Origin of the sequence: Asaia sp. As-1742, from assembly GCF_011753235.1 — a bacterium.
GTDB lineage: Bacteria > Pseudomonadota > Alphaproteobacteria > Acetobacterales > Acetobacteraceae > Asaia > Asaia bogorensis_B.
The window spans coordinates 1-18041 of record NZ_VWWA01000012.1 but is presented as its reverse complement, the minus strand read 5'-3'; the positions used below and the strand labels follow the sequence as shown (position 1 = coordinate 18041).

The following is an 18041-nucleotide window of genomic DNA, read 5'->3' as shown; positions in this document are numbered from 1 at the left end:
GTCGTAGCCCGCGTTCCGTAGCATAGACTGTGCTCATGAGCGAAAACGATCACAGCGCGAGCGGGAATGTCCCTGAATATTCGGTCAGTGAAATTTCCGGCGCCATCAAGCGTACGCTCGAAGGCAGCTTCGGCCGCGTGCGCGTGCGCGGTGAGATCACCGAACTCAAGCGCTATCCCTCGGGCCATATCTATCTCTCCCTGAAAGACCAGGGTGGCAAGATATCGGGCGTGATCTGGCGCGGATCGGTCTCACGCCTTGGCATGGTGCCCGAGAACGGGGTCGAGGTGATCGCGACCGGCCGCGTTTCGGCCTATGGCGACAGGTCGAGCTATCAGCTTGTCATCGACCAGATGAGTTTTGCGGGTGAGGGAGCCCTTCTCGCCAAGATCGAGAAGCTGCGCCAGAAGCTTCTGGCCGAAGGGCTGTTCGACAGCGAGCGCAAGAAGCCGCTGCCCTTCCTGCCACGGCTGATCGGGCTCGTGACATCGAGCCGCGGGGCGGTACTGCACGATATTCTCACCACATTGTCACGCCGCTTTCCACGCCCGGTTCTGGTCTGGCCCGTGGCTGTGCAGGGTGAGGGCGCTGCGGCCCAGATAGCGGCGGCCATCGAAGGGTTTTCGAGCCCGACCCTGCCTGAAACGCTCCGACCCGATCTGATGATCGTGGCGCGCGGTGGCGGTTCGCTGGAGGACCTCATGGCCTTCAATGATGAGTCGGTTCTCCGCGCCGTGGCGGCCTGTCCCATTCCGCTGATCTCTGCGGTCGGGCACGAAACCGATACCACCCTGATCGATTTCGTGTCGGATCAGCGCGCCCCCACCCCCACGGCGGCGGCTGAAATGGCCGTTCCCCTTCGTTCGGAGATGGTGGCCGATCTGGCTCATCGCGGCGCACGCCTTGCCGGTGCCCTGTCGCGGCAGTTGCAAATGGCCCGGGCGAGACATGACCAGATCGTTGCGCGCCTGCCCGACCTGCCGGGATTGCTGGAAACAGCGCGTTTCAGGCTAGACGAGCGCGGACAGCGTCTTGAGCTTGCCCTGCCCATGGTGGCGTCAAAAGCCCGGCAACGTCTGATGACGCTTGAGGGGCGCATGCCCTCGGCCGCTCATTTCATGGGCCAGAAGCAGGCGCGTCTTGGCCTGGCCAGCGCCGCTCTGGCTTCGGGCATCCGTTTTCGCATGCAGCAGGAGCGCGCGTCATTTACGCATGCGCGTCTTGGAACCGAAACGGTCAGCGCTCGTCTTGGTCTCGATCGGGCGAGGTTGTCCGGTATGGTGGGCAGGCTTGAGGCCGTGTCGCCCGAGGCGGTTCTGGCCCGCGGTTACGCACTGGTGCAGGATGCACAAGGCAAGCCAGTAACAACGGCTTCCGAACGGCCACGTGGCGGTGCCATTACGCTTCGTTTTGCAGATGGCACGCGCCAGGGACGGCTCGACCCTCTGGGAACGCAAAAGAAAGAACAGGGGGATTTAGGACTATGAGAACGCGCTTTGCACTCACACTCGCGCATGCCGGTCTGCTTGGGGTTTCGCTTCTGGCCGGTTGTGCCGACACGCCTGCGCCCCAGCCAGCTCAAGCCCAGACCCAGGCGCGTATCCCGCCGCAGGACTTCGCACCGGGCCTGACCGGCGAAACACCGCTGCCCGCCAATGAGGCGCAACTGACCAATGATCCTTCGGCCCCGGTCAGTACCCCCCTCTGCGGTGCCGTGCAGCAGGAAACCAATCGCATGGGCGGGCAGGTCTTCAGCGACGGTCTGGCCTCAGGCAGTACCTGCCCGCAAAACGCCTGCTTCAACCCGCTGACGGGCACGTATATCGCAGCGACCGGCGCACCGAGCGTTTGCCGCTGAGCTGGGTAAAGCAACAAGCAAATAATACATCCCTGACCGTCACGCCGATCCTGTTGTAACCGGTGGAGAATTTCTGGGGTCGGGACTTTCGTCTCTGGCATCGTGCCTCTTCACCGTTGCGCGAGCGGGCACGACTGTAATCAGGGTTTGGGAGTAAGGCGGGGAACATCTCCGAGCAGGGTACGGTCGAAAAACACAATCAGCTCACGGTTAAGGGCCTCGTGAAACGCGGGGCGGCTGAAACCCCGCGCACTCTGACAGATGCTCATTGCGTCGTAGCCTATGCGGCACGGGGCAAGAAAATCGAAATGCCCGGCACCGCGCACAGGGTGATACTCGGGAGGAGTCGGCAGATTGTCGCGTACAGGCTCGACCGACCCCGGCGCAGGCAAAACAGCGTCATCCATGGCCTGCCAGAGCTGGACCGGAAGAGTGACCTGCGCCAGCGCATTCCGTGTCATTGTGAAACCCAGAGCAGGCGCTGCGATCGACATGGCTCTGAACCGTGGGTCGAGCAGAGAGGGCAGACTGCCAGTCGTTGGTTGGGTGTGCTTGCCGAGAAGGGCGCAGGTGAAGCTCTTGGCGTGTTCGATGCACCAAGGGCGCAGGCGTGCAAGATCAGGTCGTGCGCCGGCTGCCAGCAGGGCCGTCAGACCACCAGCCGAGAATCCGAAAGCACCGACGCGGTTGCTGTCGATATGCGTCCTGAGAGGCGAGTCCGAAAGCATGTAGGTCAGTGCTGCGCTCATGGCTCGGGTGCGCCCTGCAAGATCGGTCACGTGTGATGTGTCTCGCCAGTTATCGCCCGGTTCAGTCAGGGCGACGACGATATAACCCGCCTGAGCGAGAGCGGCAGCGCTGTCCAGATGGCTGGTCCATGAGCCTCCTGTTCCATGAGAGATGACAATCAGGGCGTGGTTCTCGTCGCGTATGGGGCCCTCAGCGACACATTCCTGTTCATAAGGGCCGAGCGTCTGCAAACGCGTTGTACCGCTGCTTGGGTACCAGAGGCCCAGTTCCAGTCCCCCTGGGGTGACGATATGCTGGCAGCCAACAACCCGCTGTGGGTTGTTGGCTCGCGTTCCTGACTCCGCCATTGCGGAATTGAGGCAGGGGAAGAGCATTACCGAGAGAAGGCAAACGTAAAGGCGGAATGGCATGCGAGGCAGACTCCTGTTGAGACAGGGTCAGAAACCCGCAATTACCCTGCACATCCAGCGGGTTTTCGTGAACGGGCGAGTGGGCAGAAATGCCGATTGGCAGGGCTTATGGGCTGGATCGGATCACGTCATCAAAAGGGGTAACGCACGATGCCAGAGACGCGGGAATGAGGGAGATGAAGGCAATGGCTCACAGCGCATGACAGATGAACGGACGTTTCGCCCCTCCCAGCCGCGTGAGATGGTGACTCGAGGCATTGACCTGCGTCCTCGATTTCTTTTGCGCGGCCTGCTTCTGTCTGTGGGAGCCGGGCTGTTCCTTGGTGTTCTTGGGCCATATGGCAGTTATCAGAACCCCGGAACATTCGATCGGGTGGCTTACTGGATCGCTTCCATCATGGCGGGATTGGTCCTCTACGCGGGGCCATTTTTGCTTCTGCGGCGTGTGGGTATGAAACGCAGGGGCGTGTCTTACTGGGTCGGAATCCTTGCTGGTGTGGGACTTCTCAGTCTTGTCCAGACCCTGATCACACGAGATCTCGCAGTGGCGATCTGGCCAGACGTCGCGCCCAGGCTGCCAGGCTGGGGAGTATGGTATCTACAGGTCCTTGCGATTGCCTTGCCTGTCGTGTTGCTCGTATTGCTGCGGCAGTACCGTCGCGATGGCCGTTCACTCACGCCGGAAAATTACCCGCTACCCGGTGGCGAGGAGTATGTTCAGGATCCTGCCGTGTCGTTCGTAGAGCTTGATGCAGGGGGCGGCCTGAAGATTGACGACACGTTTCCTCCCCCCGACCGGATCGATGCGCTACAAATGGAGGATCATTATATCCGTTGTCATCTCTCTGCTGGTTCTCGGATGGTTCACGGGGTTTTTCGCGATGCGCTTGCCCGTCAGTCGGGATGTGACGGGCTTCAGGTTCATCGTAGCTGGTGGGTAGCGCGAAGAGCGGTCGTGCGGTGGGAGGGAACGCCCAGATCCCTGCGTCTGCATCTTTGCAACGGGCTGGTTGTGCCTGTAGCCCGCGCACAGGTTGCCCATTTGCGAGAAGCCGGGTGGCTCGGCGCATTGCCTGCGGTTGATGCGGATTCTGTGAAGCAGTCGGCTCCGCACTGATGGGTTGATATGGGGAAATCGCTTCATCGAGCATGACCGTTTGGTGGCGTTTCCTGACAGCAACGGCACGATCATGGAGGCCCCACGCATCGAAGCCCTTCCGCCTTGCGCGCAGTCATGATGCCTCTGCTCAGATGAGATGCCCGTGTCATTCTCTTGTCTGGCTTTAGTCTGGTTTGGAAGGGTCTCGCCTGTTGAATGAGCGATCACCCGACGCGTAAGAGGACAAAAAAACGGGGCGGTGTGAGCCGCTCCGTTTTCCTGCTTCAACGATGAAGTCTGTTGCGGTTACCGCTTCCACCAGCCCGTACGGGGCTTGGCGGGTGCAACCTCATCGACATTGATGGGCTGCACGACCGGTGCTGCATCATCGGCCTTGGCCTTGCCACGGCGGGCCGAGGCTTTGGCGGGCGCCTTGGCAGCCTTTTCCTCTGCCTTCACAGTGCTGTCAGCCTCGACGTCGCTTGTAGCTGCCTTGCGCGACGTGCGGCCACGACGTGGCTTGGGCGCATCGGCGGTTGCTGCTGCGGGTTCCGCGTCAACAGCATCACCTTCAGGCAGGGCAGCCGCAGCAGGTGCCTTGCGAGGGCGGCCGCGACGACGGGCTGCAGGCTTGTCCTGATCGGCCTCTGCCACGGCTACAGGCTCAGCTACGGAAGCTGAATCTGATTCCACCGGCGCAGTCGGCGCGGGTTCGGCCTGCTCAGCAGCCACCGGACGACGACGCGGACGGCCACGCCCCTTGCGGGCACCAGCCTCATCACCCTCGCGAACGCGGCTTGCAGCCGTTTCGACGGGCGCTTCTGCCGGAAGGCTGGCGGTCGAGGCAGGGATTTCTGCTCTTACAGATTCCCCGCCATTGTCGGTCGCACTAACTGCCAGAGTGGGCTTCGGCTCGTCATTGCGCGCAGATGGTGCGCCCAGACGGGATTCTGCCTGTTCGATCATATCGAAGATGTCGAACGAGGCGCCACCGAAGGGATCGGCCGGGGTAGGGCCGTTCCAGCGGTTTTCCGGCTGGTTGCGACGACGATCCTCGTTGCCACGCTTGGCGCCATTGCGCTCACCGTTGCGGTCCGCGTTATCACGTGTCTCGGCCTTGCGGGGCTCCTGGGCACGGGCTTCGCGCGGTGCTTCGGTCTGGCCGCGTTCCTCACGGGAGACACGACGCGTCCGCATGCGACGACGACCGGGAACGATCAGGGCTTCGCTGTCGCCAGCTGCCTGATCGTCGTGCGATGCCGCAACGTCCTGCTCAGGTGCCGTGCCTTCTTCGTCCTCTGCTTCATCAGAGACATCGGCCTCGGCTGCCTGCGGCATGTCGCGCGACTCATCCGAGCGTCGGCCATTGCGACGACGACGGCGACGGCGACGGCGACCGCCATCTTCACGGCTGTTTTCCTCGCGCGGTGCTTCGTCACGGCTTTCCTCGGCCGAAACCGCGCCCAGATCGGACTCATCTTCCACAACGATGGAGGCAGGTGCGGCAGGGGTCGCTTCAGGCTCATGACGCTCGGGCTGCGGCGCGCGCTGCTCGGCAGGAACCTGCGGGCGCAGGCGTTCGATACGCAGATCGGCCGGTGTCAGGCTGTCATCCGGCTGGAACGACACGCGCATGCGGTGGCGCTGTTCGATCTCGCCCAGCCAGTCGCGCTTGTTGTTGAGGATGTAGAGCGCGATGCCCGACGTGATGTGGACACTGATCTCGGCGGCTTTCTGCTTCAGCCCTTCCTCGTCCAGGGCGCGCAGCACATGCAGGGCGGCACTTTCAATGCCACGCACATGGCCTGTGCCCTGACAATGGGGGCAGGGAACCAGAACGGCTTCCGAGATCGACGGGCGCAGTCGCTGGCGAGACATTTCCAGCAGACCGAAATGCGAGATCTGGCCAATCTGGATGCGTGCGCGGTCAGAACGCAGGGCATCCTTCAGGCGCTTCTCGACCATCGCATTATGCTTGCGGCTTTCCATGTCGATGAAGTCGATCACGACAAGCCCGGCAAGGTCGCGCAGACGAAGCTGACGGGCAACTTCCTCGGCAGCTTCGAGGTTCGTGCGGACCGCCGTATCCTCGATATTGCGCTGACCGGTCGAACGGCCGGAGTTCACGTCGATCGAGACGAGGGCCTCGGTCTGGTTGATCACCAGATAGCCACCCGATTTCAGCTGGGCCGTGGGCGAGAAGATCGCGTCCAGATGGCCTTCCACATGGTAGCGGCCGAACAGGCTCTGGCTCTGGTCGCGCCAGAGTTTCACCTTGTTGGCGTTATGCGGCATCAGAAGACGCATGAATTCGCGCGCATTCTTCCAGGCCGGCTCACCATCGATGATAATTTCTTCGATGTCCTTGCTGAACAGGTCGCGAATGGCGCGCTTGATCAGATTGGCTTCTTCATAAATTAGCGTCGGGGCGACCGAAGACAGCGTGTGGTTGCGGATATCGTCCCAGAGCTGAAGCAGATATTCGCAGTCACGCGTGATTTCGGGCCCCGGACGCTGCGCACCAGCCGTGCGCACGATCATGGCCATGCCGCGCGGTAGGTCAAGCTCGGCAATAATGTCGCGCAGGCGCTTGCGATCGCTGTCGGATGTGATCTTGCGCGATACGCCGCCGCCACGCAGGGCATTGGGCATCAGCACGCAATAACGTCCCGCCAGCGAGACATAGGTGGTCAGAGCCGCACCCTTGTTGCCGCGCTCTTCCTTGACGACCTGAACGAGCAGGATCTGGCGACGGCGAATGACTTCCTGGATCTTGTAGTTACGCAGGAAGCGGGCCGTGCGACGGGCGGCTGCACCCTCGTCACCCGTGTCATGCTCACCACCGACGGTTTCGGGGCGGGCTTCGAAATCGGGCTGCTCTGCCTGCTCGGTCTGTTCTGAGTCCGCGGTGGTCTCACCGCCTTCGTTCTCGGTCTCGACGCGCTCATCGGCGCGGAGATCTTCGTCCTGAAGGGCGAGAAGCTTTTCGCGGTCGGCAACCGGGATCTGGAAATAATCCGGATGGATTTCGCTAAAGGCAAGGAAGCCGTGACGGTTACCGCCGTAATCGACAAAAGCAGCCTGAAGGCTGGGCTCTACGCGAATGACCTTGGCGAGGTAGATGTTGCCCTTGATCTGCTTTTTTGATGATGTTTCGATATCATAATCTTCGAGACGATCACCATCCATGACCACAACGCGGGTTTCTTCCGCGTGTGTGGTGTCGATCAGCATACGCTTGTTCATAAATAAGGAGACTCCGGTCAGCCCTTGTCACGGCCGGTATCGAACCCTGTGCAGACACAGTGGCGTTTCCGGCGCGCGCGGCAGAATGTCGAGGCGTGGTTTGTGAGAAAGAGCCATCAGACCAGCGCTCGCGGAACAGCGTCGGACACAGGTCGATGCCTGCTCCGGTAGTTTTCCACAAAACGAGACTGGCAGATTTCATGCGGCCCCTGCGAGTTGTCATCTGCGCCCAGGCCTGGAAGACTGACCTCTCTTGTCGTCCCGCGGCTGTGCCTGCGGGAGGGAGGGGGCTCTTGCAAACCATGATGGCGCGCGAAGCATGTCAGAAAACGGGAGCGGCGCGCGGAGAATGCCCCCCTAGACGGGGCTCTGTCCTGGTGCCGGATCGACCGTATCGTGATCCTTCTCCCACAGGATGACGGAAAATGCCGTGCTATGCAAGATGGCCGCCATCGCCTTGTTGACACCTTATTTTTTGATCAGAAGATGCATTGTCATCTCTCATCACCGGGGCCGCCCATGCCTGTTTTTGATCCCACCCGCCGCAAGGTGACGCGACTTCTGGGGCGCTCGCTGGCCACAGGTACGCTGCTGGGCCCGCTCACTGCGCGTGCGGAGGGCCATCGGGCACCCTATCACGCGGCGCATGGGGCGAGCAGCCATCATCTGACGCCGCAAGCCAGCGGCAGGGCGCCTGCGCTGGTAGGCAAGGCCGCATCACCGCGCCCTGTGATCATGCTCGACCCCGGTCATGGAGGCAAAGACCCAGGGGCGATCGGTGTCAGCGGCACCTATGAGAAACACATTGCCGCAGCTGCCGCTCAGGAACTCTATCATCAGATCAGGAGCGCCGGGCGCTACGATGTGGTGATGACCCGCGCGGACGATCACTTCATCCCGCTCGAGGGGCGCGTGGACCTTGCCCACCGTCACAAGGCACAGCTTTTCATTTCCATGCATGCCGATGCCCTGCATGACCCGGAGGTAAGGGGCGCCAGCGTCTATACGCTTTCCAACGGTGCATCAGATGCGCAGACTGCCTCGCTCGCCCAGACCGAGAACAGCGCCGACCGGTTTGCTGGCCCGGCGTTTCACGGCATGTCCTCCGAGGTGCAGGCCATTCTCGCCAGTCTGGTGAACGAGGAGACGAGGCGGGGGTCGGCGCATATGGCCGCCAGTGTCGTATCAGCCTTTCAGCCGCGTATCGGCCTGCTGCGCCATCCTGCGCGTCATGCGGCTTTTGTCGTGCTCAAATCGGCCGATATTCCCTCTGTGCTGGTCGAGATGGGTTTCATGTCCAACCGGCATGACGAGGCGGCCCTGAGGCAGGGAGGCTATCGCAAGCAGGTGGCGACCGCCATGAGTGCGGCAATCGATCGCTATTTCGCGGGATCTGGTATGAATATTGCGCATTCGGGCTAGAAAATGATGCGACTGCGCTAGGCAAGAGCTGGTCTTTTACAGTAGGAAGGACGTCATGAAAATTCTGGCGCCCTTTTCAAGCATAGGATCCCGTGCAGCAGCACGCGCCTATCTATGCCCGGGCCTCCTTCTTCGTACGCTTCGACTTATCTGCCCCTGAGCGCATTTTGCGGCCGGTCCGACCGGCGCGTTCAGGGGTTATGATCCTGTTGTTCAAAGCCACGAAAAGACAAAGCCATGACCATCATCCATCCTTCTTTCGGCTCGGTTGCTGACGACCGCGTCATCATTTTTGACACCACCCTGCGTGATGGCGAGCAATCGCCCGGCTTCTCGATGAATCTGGAAGAGAAGATCCGTATGGCGAAGGCTCTTGAAGAGCTGGGTGTCGATGTGATCGAAGCCGGCTTCCCGGTTGCGTCGCCCGGCGATTTTGAAAGCGTGCAGAAGATCGCTGAAACGGTCCGTGAGGCTGTGGTGTGCGGTTTGGCCCGAAGCGGTGGCAAGCGGGACATCGAGGCCGCAGGTGAGGCCATTGCCAAGGCGCCGCGTCGTCGAATTCACAACTTCATTTCTACCTCGCCGCTGCACATGAAGTACAAGCTGCGCATGGAGCCAGAGACGGTTCTGGAACTGATTGCCGAGGGCAACAAGGCGTCGCGTCACTTCACGGATGACGTACAGTGGTCGGCTGAGGATGGTTCACGCACCGAGCCGGATTTCCTGTGCCGTTGCGTGGAAGTGGCGATCCGTCATGGCGCGACGACCATCAATATTCCTGACACGGTTGGCTTCACCACGCCGGATGAACTGCAGGCTATTTTCACCATGCTGCGTGAGCGCGTGCCGGGTGCGGAAAAGGTGATTTTCTCGACCCATAACCATAATGATCTGGGTCTGGGTGTCGCCAATACCCTGGCAGCAGTCGCCGGTGGTGCCCGCCAGATCGAATGCACGATCAACGGCATTGGCGAGCGTGCAGGCAATGCGGCGCTAGAAGAGATTGTCATGGCGATCCGCACGCGCCGTGACAAGATTCCCTTCCAGAACCGCATTGAAACCCCACGTCTGCTGGGGATTTCGCGCCTGCTGGCCAATATTACCGGCTTTGACGTACAGCCCAACAAGGCGATTGTCGGACGCAATGCCTTTGCTCATGAGAGCGGTATCCATCAGGATGGCATCCTGAAGAACGCAGCGACTTACGAGATCATGACGCCGGAGAGCGTGGGCTGGAGCAAGACATCGCTCGTTCTGGGCAAGCATTCGGGGCGCGCTGCCTTCCGCGACAAGCTCAAGGCGCTGGGCTATGACCTGCCCGATGAAAAGATCCAGGACGCTTTCGAGCGCTTCAAGGTTCTGGCGGATCAGAAAAAGACCGTATTTGACGACGATATTCGTGCCCTGGTCGATGACGAAACCCGTGATCACGACCGTATCCGCTTTGTCGCGCTGGAGCTGACAGCTGGCTCGAAGCGTCCTGCCGAGGCGACACTTGAATTGCTGGTGGATGGTGTTGTGCGCTCGGCAAAGGTCAGCGGTAACGGTCCGGTGGACGCTGCCTTCAAGGCTATTGGCGAGATCTTTCCGCATGAGGCCGAGTTGGCGCTGTTCTCTGTCGGCGCCGTGACCGAGGGCACGGATGCCCAGGCCAAGACAACTGTCCGTCTGCAGGAGGGTGGCAAGATGGTGGATGGTCAGGGCGCTGATGCCGACACGATCGTCTCTGCGGTGCGTGCCTATGTTCATGCGCTGAACAAGCTGCTGGTCAAGCGCGCCCGAAGCGAGCCCGAAGCACTTGACGCCTGATCAGACGGCAGATCCACATTTCCTTCACCCCGGCGGCCTCAGGCTGCCGGGGTTTTTTATGGCAACCCGAGGCTGTCATGACCGTGCGTCCGCCTATGAAAGATGTGATGGCCCGGGATAAAAGAAAACGCCCCGAAGCGGCATCGCTGCGGGGCGTTTTTCGTGTGGTGTTCAAAACGGCGACGCCGTTGTGATCAGTATCCGTAACCCTGGTTGTAGGCTGGATAGCCTTGCTGGGCCGGATATGCAGCTTGGGGCTGCGCAGGATAGGCCGGCGCAGCATAGCCGTTCTGGCCATTATTGTAATAAGGCTGCTGATAACCCTGTTGGGGCGGGGCCTGATTGTAAGAGCCGCCCTGATTGTAATACCCGCCCTGGGCGTAACCCCCATTGGGTCGGTTCGGTGTAGTAGCCGCACCGCCGGCCGCACCAACCAGTCCGCCAGCAAGAGCACCAATGGCCGCGCCCCTACCGCCGCCCGCGAGTGCACCGATCGCCGCACCGGCACCGCCGCCGATCAGGGCCCCCGAACCCGCACGGGCGCCGGGATCATAGGGGCTGCCGCACCCGCTGAGCAGAGTGCAGAGGCCAGCCAAGCCCATAATGGCCACTGGCCATTTGCGGGGGGAGGGGCGAGGCAAGAAGGCAGGTGTCATGACACGCTTTCGGCGAGTAGGGGATCAGTAACCGGAACGCGGACGATTGGGGGTGGTTGCTGCACCACCCGCAGCGCCGAGTGCGCCGCCTGCAAGAGCGCCAATGGCGGCACCACGGCCACCACCGGCCAGCGCACCAATGGCTGCACCACCACCAGCACCGATCAGGGCACCGGAACCAGCGCGTGCGCCGGGGTCATAAGGATTGCCGCAAGCGCTCAGGCCCAGCATGCCGAGACAGGCCGAAGCGGCCAACAGCTTGCGCGAGCTAAGGAAGGAAACACGCTTGGTCATCGTTCTTGTATCCTAGGTCATTTGTCCAACACTGTCAGAACGAAGTGGTTTTTGGCGAGTTTCCTCGAGCCACTGAGTCGTGAACAGGTCGTAAACAGAAAAGCCTTGTATCCGCGTTGGCAGCATGTCCGGATGATGGCCAAGACAGGACAGTTTGTAACTTACTGTAACTACTGCGATAAAGCATGGCTGATGCTGTGTTTCTATTCATTAAACTGCAATTTTCCCTGATCGCCTCTTGCTCCTCACACTGCGCACCGGTAAGCCACCCGCCAGAATATCTCGTGTCATGACTTCAGCCCGCTTGGCCTCATACAACCTCAAGGGGTAATCAGGCAGGCAAAACGGAGGCAGGGCGCGACACGTGCGCGCAAAACCCTTTCGGCCAGGAGGCTTGAATGTTCTCACGTCTGCTGGGTCTCATGTCGGCAGACATGGCTATTGACCTCGGCACCGCCAATACTCTCGTTTATGTCAAAGGGCGCGGCATCGTCCTTGATGAACCATCTGTCGTTGCCATCGCTGAGGTGCGTGGCAAGAAGCAGGTGCTGGCGGTTGGTGAAGAAGCCAAGCTGATGGTCGGCCGTACGCCGGGCAATATCACGGCCATTCGCCCACTGCGCGACGGCGTGATTGCCGATTTTGAGGTGGCGGAGGAAATGATCAAGCATTTCATCCGCAAGGTGCACAATCGCCGCGCTTTCGCCAGCCCGCAGATCATCGTCTGCGTGCCCTCCGGTTCGACTGCGGTCGAGCGCCGCGCCATTCAGGAAAGCGCCGAAAGCGCCGGTGCCCGCAAGGTCATGCTGATTGAGGAGCCCATGGCGGCCGCAATTGGCGCAGGCCTGCCGGTGACGGAGCCTTCGGGCAGCATGATCGTCGATATCGGCGGTGGTACGACGGAAGTGGCTGTAATCTCTCTTGGTGGCATCGTCTATGCGCGTTCGGTACGCGTCGGCGGTGACAAGATGGATGATGCGATCATCTCCTATATCCGCAAGACGTTCAATTTGCTGATCGGCGAAAGCTCTGCCGAACGACTGAAGATTGAAATAGGCTCTGCGTGCCTGCCTGACGATCCACGTGATCCGGGGCCGGTGAAAGAGGTCAAGGGGCGTGATCTCATCAATGGTGTGCCGCGTGAGGTTCTTGTGAGCCAGGCGCAGGTGGCCGAGAGCCTTTCCGAGCCGGTCATGCAGATTGTCGATGCGGTGACGATGGCGCTTGAAAACACGCCACCGGAACTGGCTGCGGATATCGTTGACAAGGGCATTGTGCTGACAGGCGGTGGTGCACTGCTCTATCGTCTGGACGATGTGCTGCGCAATGCAACGGGACTGCCGGTAACTGTTGGCGAGTCACCGCTATCATGCGTGGCGCTTGGAACGGGGCGCGCTCTTGAGGAAATGCGCCGTCTGCGGAATGTCCTGATCTCGATGTACTGATAGCCAGGGAGCATCCCGTCGATGCTGTCGATACAGGGACGACACGCACTCGCGAAACTGATGCTGCCGTTTTTCTTCATCCTGGCGGTCGGGTTGATCATGCTTGGTCTGACCCGACGTCCGGCTGTCGACTCTCTTCGCTTGAGACTGGCTGACGGGCTCTCTCCGGCTTACCGGCTCCTGGCAGCCCCTGGGACGGCCCTGAACCATCTTCGTCTTTCTTTCGTGGGCTTGACCGATATCGCAGGCGAGAATGCGCGCTTGCGTGCCGAGAACCAGAAACTGCGTCGCTGGTACGACGTCGCTGTGGCCCTCGCCGACGAAAATGCCCAGCTCAAGGCAAGCCTGCACTGGATTCCTGACAACGCCCCGAACTTTGTGAGTGGTCACGCCTTGCGTGATGCGGGCGGGTTATATGGGCGTTCCATACTCCTTGCCGTGGGTGACGGGCATGGAATCGTGCCTGGCGATGTGGCGCTCGATGCATCCGGTCTGCTTGGGCGTGTGACCGAAACGGGTGCCCATACGGTTCGTATCCTGATGATCAACGATGAGGCGAGCCGTATTCCGGTCATGCTCACCGCATCACGGGGAAATGCCATCATGGCGGGAGATGGCTCGCCTTATCCGAGACTCATCTACTATGCGCAGGATAATCGCCCCGTTGAGGGCGAGCGGGTGGTGACAGGGGAACAACCTGCGCCCGAGGGGCATGATCACGGGGCTTTTGCAGGCATGCCGGGCGGTCTGGTCGTCGGCACCGTTCATTATCTGCGACCCGGCTCACCGGTCGTTGTGCCGGAAGCGACGCTGGACCATCCCGATATCGTGCGCGTTTTCAATTACATGATCGCTGACCATAACGGGCCGGACGCGCCCGGCCGTGTGCATCTCACCCCGCCCATGCCGGTTGCGCCCGAGTTACCCTTCGTTCCGTTCCAGAAGCCCGTGCGCGGGCAGGGCTGACGCCATGGTATCCCATCGTGTGCCTCCCGAAATCCACCCTGGCATCGCCCCTCGCCAGACCTTGCGGCGACGCATTGACAGCGTCATGCGGGCACTCATGCCCTCGCTCTTCGTGGTTATCTGTGCGCTGATCCTGTCAGCAGGGCTGGGGCTTCCGGGGCAAAACGAACTCTGTTTCGGCATCGCGGCGAGTACGGTTTTCTTCTGGTCGTCCCATCGGCCGCAATCCATGACGCCCTTCATGACGTTCTGTGTGGGCTTGGCCTGCGAGGCGCTGAGCTTTGGACCGCCCGGTGTCTTTTTGTTTTCCCTGCTCGTTTTTCATGGCGTTGCGCATCTCTGGCGTTATGGTCTGAGCCGGATCAGCTTTCTGTTCGGCTGGGCACTGCTTGGCGCGCTTGCCCTTGTTTTGTCGTTGTTTGGATGGATCATCGCGTGTATCGGGACGTTGACATTGCTGTCTCCGGGGCCGAGTCTCTTTCAGGCAGCGGTGACAATTGGTATTTATCCGACACTGAGCGCGCTGTTTGCCTGGGCGCGTCGTACAGTGGCAAACCCCGAGCAAGCCTGAAGGCCCCGTCTTGAGCATGATGTCCCGTTACAGCGCAGTGCCTTGTGTTGAACGTCCGACAGACGAGAGCGATGTCATGACCTCTTCACGTGCCGGGATTTCCGCTGCGCGATGAGAAAGACCAGGCGTTCCTCTCCATCCCGCGCGAAAACCAAGCGCGAGGACGTCACTCCTTCACGCGGGGTGTTTACGCGCCGTGCCCTTCTTGTGCTTGCGACGCAGGCGGGCGTGCTGGGGGTGCTGGGCAAGAAGCTTTATGACCTGCAGGTCCATGAGGGCGATCATCTGCGCGACCTCGCAGCGAGAAACCGCACGAGCAAGCGGCTCCTGGCACCGGCGCGCGGTCAGATTGTTGATCGCTTTGGTATCCAGCTTGCCGGTAACAAGGTCAACTGGCGGGCGCTCCTCATGCCTGAGGAGACAACCGATATCCACGCGACGATTGCCCGTTTCGGACAGATCATCGCGCTGGACGACCGTGATCAGGCCCGTATAGAACGCGACCTTCGTCATATCCGCAAATATGTACCCGTTTCGCTCAAGGACTTTCTGAGCTGGGACGATATGGCACGTATCGAACTGAACGCGCCCAGCCTGCCTGGCGTGCTGATCGATGTGGGAACGACGCGCCTCTATCCTTATGGGCCGCAGCTTGCGCATATCGTCGGTTACGTTGCCCCGCCTAACGAGCGCGATGTGGCATCGAGTCCCATGATGGCACTTCCCGGTATGCGCGCGGGCCGCGCGGGCATCGAGCAGACGCAGGATCTGCTGCTGCGTGGGGAGCCGGGCTCGGTCGAGATGGAGGTCAACTCCAAGGGCCGTGTCATGGGCGAGATGGACCGACTGGACGGTCAGCAGGGCGATGAAGTTGTCCTGACCATCGATGCCGGCCTGCAGCAGATGGTGCTCAACCGCATTGGTGATCAGGCAGCGAGCGTTGTGGTAATGGATTGCCGCAACGGCGAGGTGCTGGCCATGGTCAGCACCCCATCCTTCGATCCGTCGCTTTTTGATTCTGGCGTGAGCCATGCGCAGTGGATCGAGTGGACGAACAACGTCCGGACACCGCTCATCAACAAGACCGTGGCCGGTGTTTATCCGCCGGGTTCGACATTCAAGCCTGCCGTGGCGCTTGCCGCATTGCAGTCAGGGCAGATCAGCCCTCAGGACCGGTTCAACTGCCCCGGCTATTACGATATGGGCGGCGTTCGCTTCCATTGTTGGTCGCGCTGGGGGCATGGCAGCATCACCATGCAGCAGGCGCTCATGTATAGCTGCGACGTCTATTTCTATCTTGCAGCGCGCAAGATCGGCATGGAGCCGATCAAGGCGATGGCCAACGGGTTTGGTCTGGGCACCAAGCTTGATATCGAACTGCCCCATACACGTGCGGGTGTGATCCCCACGCCTGAATGGCGGCAGAAGCACGGCTTCCACTGGAATGGTGGTGACACGGTCAATGCCGGTATCGGGCAGGGCTTCGTGCAGGTGACGCCGCTTGAGCTTGCGACCTACGTCTCGCGCATCGCCTCCGGCCGGAATGTCACGCCGCATCTCGTGCGCAAGGTGAATGACAAGGATTCCGAGCACACGCCGCTTGATGCCGCGCCTGTGCTCGATATTCCCGACACGCATCTTGCCGTCATCAGGCAGGGAATGTTCGACGTGGTCAATGCGCCACGAGGCACCGCGCCCAAGGCCCGGCTGAACATCCCCGATGTGGCTATGGCTGGCAAGACGGGCTCCGCGCAGGTGAGACATGTCTCACGTGCCCTGCGTGAGAGCGGTCACTTCAACTCGATGAACCTGCCTTGGGAAGAGCGCCCCCACGCGCTGTTCATCTGTTTCGCTCCTTATGACGCGCCTCGCTATGCGATTGCCGTTGTGATCGAGCATGGTAATGGCGGTGCTGATGCCGCGGCCCCTCTGGCGCGGGACATCATGACCGACACGCTCTCGCGCGACCCGGTCAATCATGACCACGCCCCCGGTCAGGCTGTCGCGGACGCCGAGTAATGAACTGGCAGAAACGCCTGTGGCGTCCCGAGCCCAGTTTCAGGCTTCTGGGCAAGCTTCTCCAGATCAACTGGCTCTACGTGCTGCTCATCTGCGCTCTGGCCGGGGTTGGCTATCTGGCGCTCTATTCTGCCGGAGGCGGCACGGCCAAGCCTTTTGCACGCCCGCAGATGGTTCGGTTCGGCTTCGGTCTGGTGATGATGATCGTGGTTGCACTCACCAGCCCCAGAGTGCTGCGTCTGCTCTCCATTCCGATCTACCTCATGGCCATCACCCTGCTGACCCTCGTGCTGCGCATGGGCCATGTGGGCAAGGGCGCAGAGCGCTGGATCAATCTGGCCGGTATCCAGTTCCAGCCCTCGGAATTCGCCAAGATTGCCCTGGTTCTGGCTCTGGCAAGCTGGTTTCATCGCATCGACATCAAGCGCATGGGCAATCCGCTCCGATTGATCCCGCCCGCCTTGCTGACGCTCCTGCCAGTGGTTCTGGTGCTCAAGGAGCCCAATCTGGGTACGGCTGTCATCATCGGTCTCATCGGCGCGACCATGTTCTTTGCTGCGGGCATGCGCCTTTGGCAGATTGTGCTGCTGGTGGCGCCGGTGCCCTTCCTCGGCAAGTTCGTCTATGCGCATCTGCATGACTACCAGAAGGCCCGCATCGACACCTTCCTGCACCCTGAGCATGATCCGCTTGGCGCTGGCTACAACATCATCCAGTCCAAGATTGCCCTTGGCTCGGGCGGAATGTGGGGCGAGGGTTATCTGCGCGGGACGCAGGGGCAGCTGAACTTCCTGCCGGAAAAACAGACCGATTTCATTTTCACCATGATCGGTGAGGAATGGGGCTATGTCGGCGCGGTGTCGGTCATTGGTCTTCTGGCCACGCTTGTGGTTGGGGGGATGCTCATGTCCATGCGTAGTCGCAACCAGTTCGGGCGGCTGCTGGCTCTGGGCATCTCGGTCGATTTCTTCCTCTACTGCGCGGTCAATCTGTCGATGGTCATGGGGGTCATTCCGGTGGGTGGCGTGCCGCTGCCCCTCATCTCCTATGGCGGTTCGGCCATGCTCACCATGATGTTCGGCTTTGGCCTGCTGCTTTCTTCCTGGGTGCATCGCAACGAGCGCGATGTTGTCGAGCGTAATCCGGATCTGTGAGAAGGATCAGACCACCGAGCCCGGCGATCCTGCGTTCCTATCATGACACGGCGTATCGGATTGCGCCCTTTACCCTGCGTATCGGGCAGACACTCAGGCCGTGGCCTTTTTCCGTTCCGGCGCTTGTGCTGATCGGGGCCTGTAATCCCGGCGGCAGGCGTATGACTGATCGGTACAATCAGCGCACCATGACGGCTTTGCATGCAATACTCTACCTGTTTGGTCCCGGGTTTTGATGGTGCAATCTTTTCATCGGAATGGAAGGAAGCACTATGGGCCAGGTTCACCACGGGAGCGCCACGACGACAGCGGCAGTCCGTCGAGCGATACAGCATAGTCAAG

15 protein-coding genes are annotated in these 18041 nt (G+C 60.9%); 11 read left to right on the top strand and 4 right to left on the bottom strand.

What is annotated here, in order from left to right:
* The first annotated feature begins 35 nt into the window (after positions 1–35).
* On the top strand, positions 36–1487 hold the full coding sequence (gene xseA / locus F3J08_RS13930) for an exodeoxyribonuclease VII large subunit (RefSeq protein ID WP_166930735.1): 1452 nt from the start codon (positions 36–38) through the stop codon (positions 1485–1487).
* Positions 1484–1858, top strand: coding sequence for a hypothetical protein (locus F3J08_RS13925; RefSeq protein ID WP_122039085.1), 375 nt, complete (start codon positions 1484–1486; stop codon positions 1856–1858). Before xseA ends, F3J08_RS13925 begins: the two co-directional genes overlap by 4 nt.
* 140 nt (positions 1859–1998) lie before the next feature.
* On the opposite strand, the gene F3J08_RS13920 is transcribed toward F3J08_RS13925, so the two are convergent.
* On the bottom strand, positions 1999–3018 hold the full coding sequence (locus tag F3J08_RS13920) for a dienelactone hydrolase (RefSeq protein ID WP_166930733.1): 1020 nt from the start codon (positions 3016–3018) through the stop codon (positions 1999–2001).
* A gap of 199 nt (positions 3019–3217) precedes the next feature.
* Between F3J08_RS13920 and F3J08_RS13915 the strand changes: the two genes are divergently transcribed.
* Entirely contained in the window at positions 3218–4135 is a 918-nt protein-coding gene (locus tag F3J08_RS13915; protein ID WP_166930732.1) for a LytTR family DNA-binding domain-containing protein, read from the top strand.
* 288 nt (positions 4136–4423) lie between these two features.
* On the opposite strand, the gene F3J08_RS13910 is transcribed toward F3J08_RS13915, so the two are convergent.
* The gene (locus F3J08_RS13910) at positions 4424–7363 is read right to left on the bottom strand and encodes an Rne/Rng family ribonuclease (protein ID WP_166930730.1); all 2940 of its coding nucleotides are present in this window, start codon (positions 7361–7363) and stop codon (positions 4424–4426) included.
* Between the two features lie 519 nt (positions 7364–7882).
* On the opposite strand from F3J08_RS13910, the gene F3J08_RS13905 reads away from it, so the two are divergent.
* A complete protein-coding gene (locus F3J08_RS13905; RefSeq protein WP_166930729.1) occupies positions 7883–8785 on the top strand; it encodes an N-acetylmuramoyl-L-alanine amidase in 903 nt (300 codons plus the stop codon).
* A gap of 237 nt (positions 8786–9022) precedes the next feature.
* Positions 9023–10594: a 2-isopropylmalate synthase gene (locus F3J08_RS13900; RefSeq protein WP_166930727.1), complete on the top strand. Its 1572-nt coding sequence runs from the start codon at positions 9023–9025 to the stop codon at positions 10592–10594.
* A 194-nt stretch (positions 10595–10788) separates the two neighbouring features.
* On the opposite strand, the gene F3J08_RS17235 is transcribed toward F3J08_RS13900, so the two are convergent.
* Positions 10789–11250, bottom strand: coding sequence for a hypothetical protein (locus F3J08_RS17235; RefSeq protein ID WP_166930726.1), 462 nt, complete (start codon positions 11248–11250; stop codon positions 10789–10791).
* A gap of 24 nt (positions 11251–11274) precedes the next feature.
* A complete protein-coding gene (locus F3J08_RS13890; RefSeq protein ID WP_122039081.1) occupies positions 11275–11544 on the bottom strand; it encodes a hypothetical protein in 270 nt (89 codons plus the stop codon).
* 398 nt (positions 11545–11942) lie between these two features.
* On the opposite strand from F3J08_RS13890, the gene F3J08_RS13885 reads away from it, so the two are divergent.
* The 6 genes from F3J08_RS13885 to F3J08_RS13860 all read left to right on the top strand — a co-directional run bounded on the left by F3J08_RS13885 (position 11943) and on the right by F3J08_RS13860 (position 17935).
* Positions 11943–12989 carry a rod shape-determining protein gene (locus F3J08_RS13885; protein WP_122039080.1) on the top strand — a complete coding sequence of 349 codons (1047 nt, stop codon included), beginning with the start codon at positions 11943–11945 and terminating at the stop codon, positions 12987–12989.
* Positions 12990–13010: 21 nt separating this feature from the next.
* The gene (mreC, locus tag F3J08_RS13880; protein ID WP_122039079.1) at positions 13011–13955 is read left to right on the top strand and encodes a rod shape-determining protein MreC; all 945 of its coding nucleotides are present in this window, start codon (positions 13011–13013) and stop codon (positions 13953–13955) included.
* Positions 13956–13959: 4 nt separating this feature from the next.
* Positions 13960–14526 (top strand): hypothetical protein, encoded by a 567-nt coding sequence (locus F3J08_RS13875; RefSeq protein WP_166930724.1) that lies wholly within the window; start codon positions 13960–13962, stop codon positions 14524–14526.
* Positions 14527–14637: 111 nt separating this feature from the next.
* The gene (gene mrdA, locus F3J08_RS13870; RefSeq protein ID WP_166930722.1) at positions 14638–16545 is read left to right on the top strand and encodes a penicillin-binding protein 2; all 1908 of its coding nucleotides are present in this window, start codon (positions 14638–14640) and stop codon (positions 16543–16545) included.
* Positions 16545–17699 carry a rod shape-determining protein RodA gene (rodA, locus tag F3J08_RS13865; RefSeq protein ID WP_023978670.1) on the top strand — a complete coding sequence of 385 codons (1155 nt, stop codon included), beginning with the start codon at positions 16545–16547 and terminating at the stop codon, positions 17697–17699. The genes mrdA and rodA overlap by 1 nt, the downstream gene beginning before the upstream one ends.
* Complete coding sequence (locus F3J08_RS13860) at positions 17696–17935, top strand: hypothetical protein (RefSeq protein ID WP_166930721.1); 240 nt, start codon at positions 17696–17698, stop codon at positions 17933–17935. Before rodA ends, F3J08_RS13860 begins: the two co-directional genes overlap by 4 nt.
* Positions 17936–18041 lie beyond the last annotated feature (106 nt).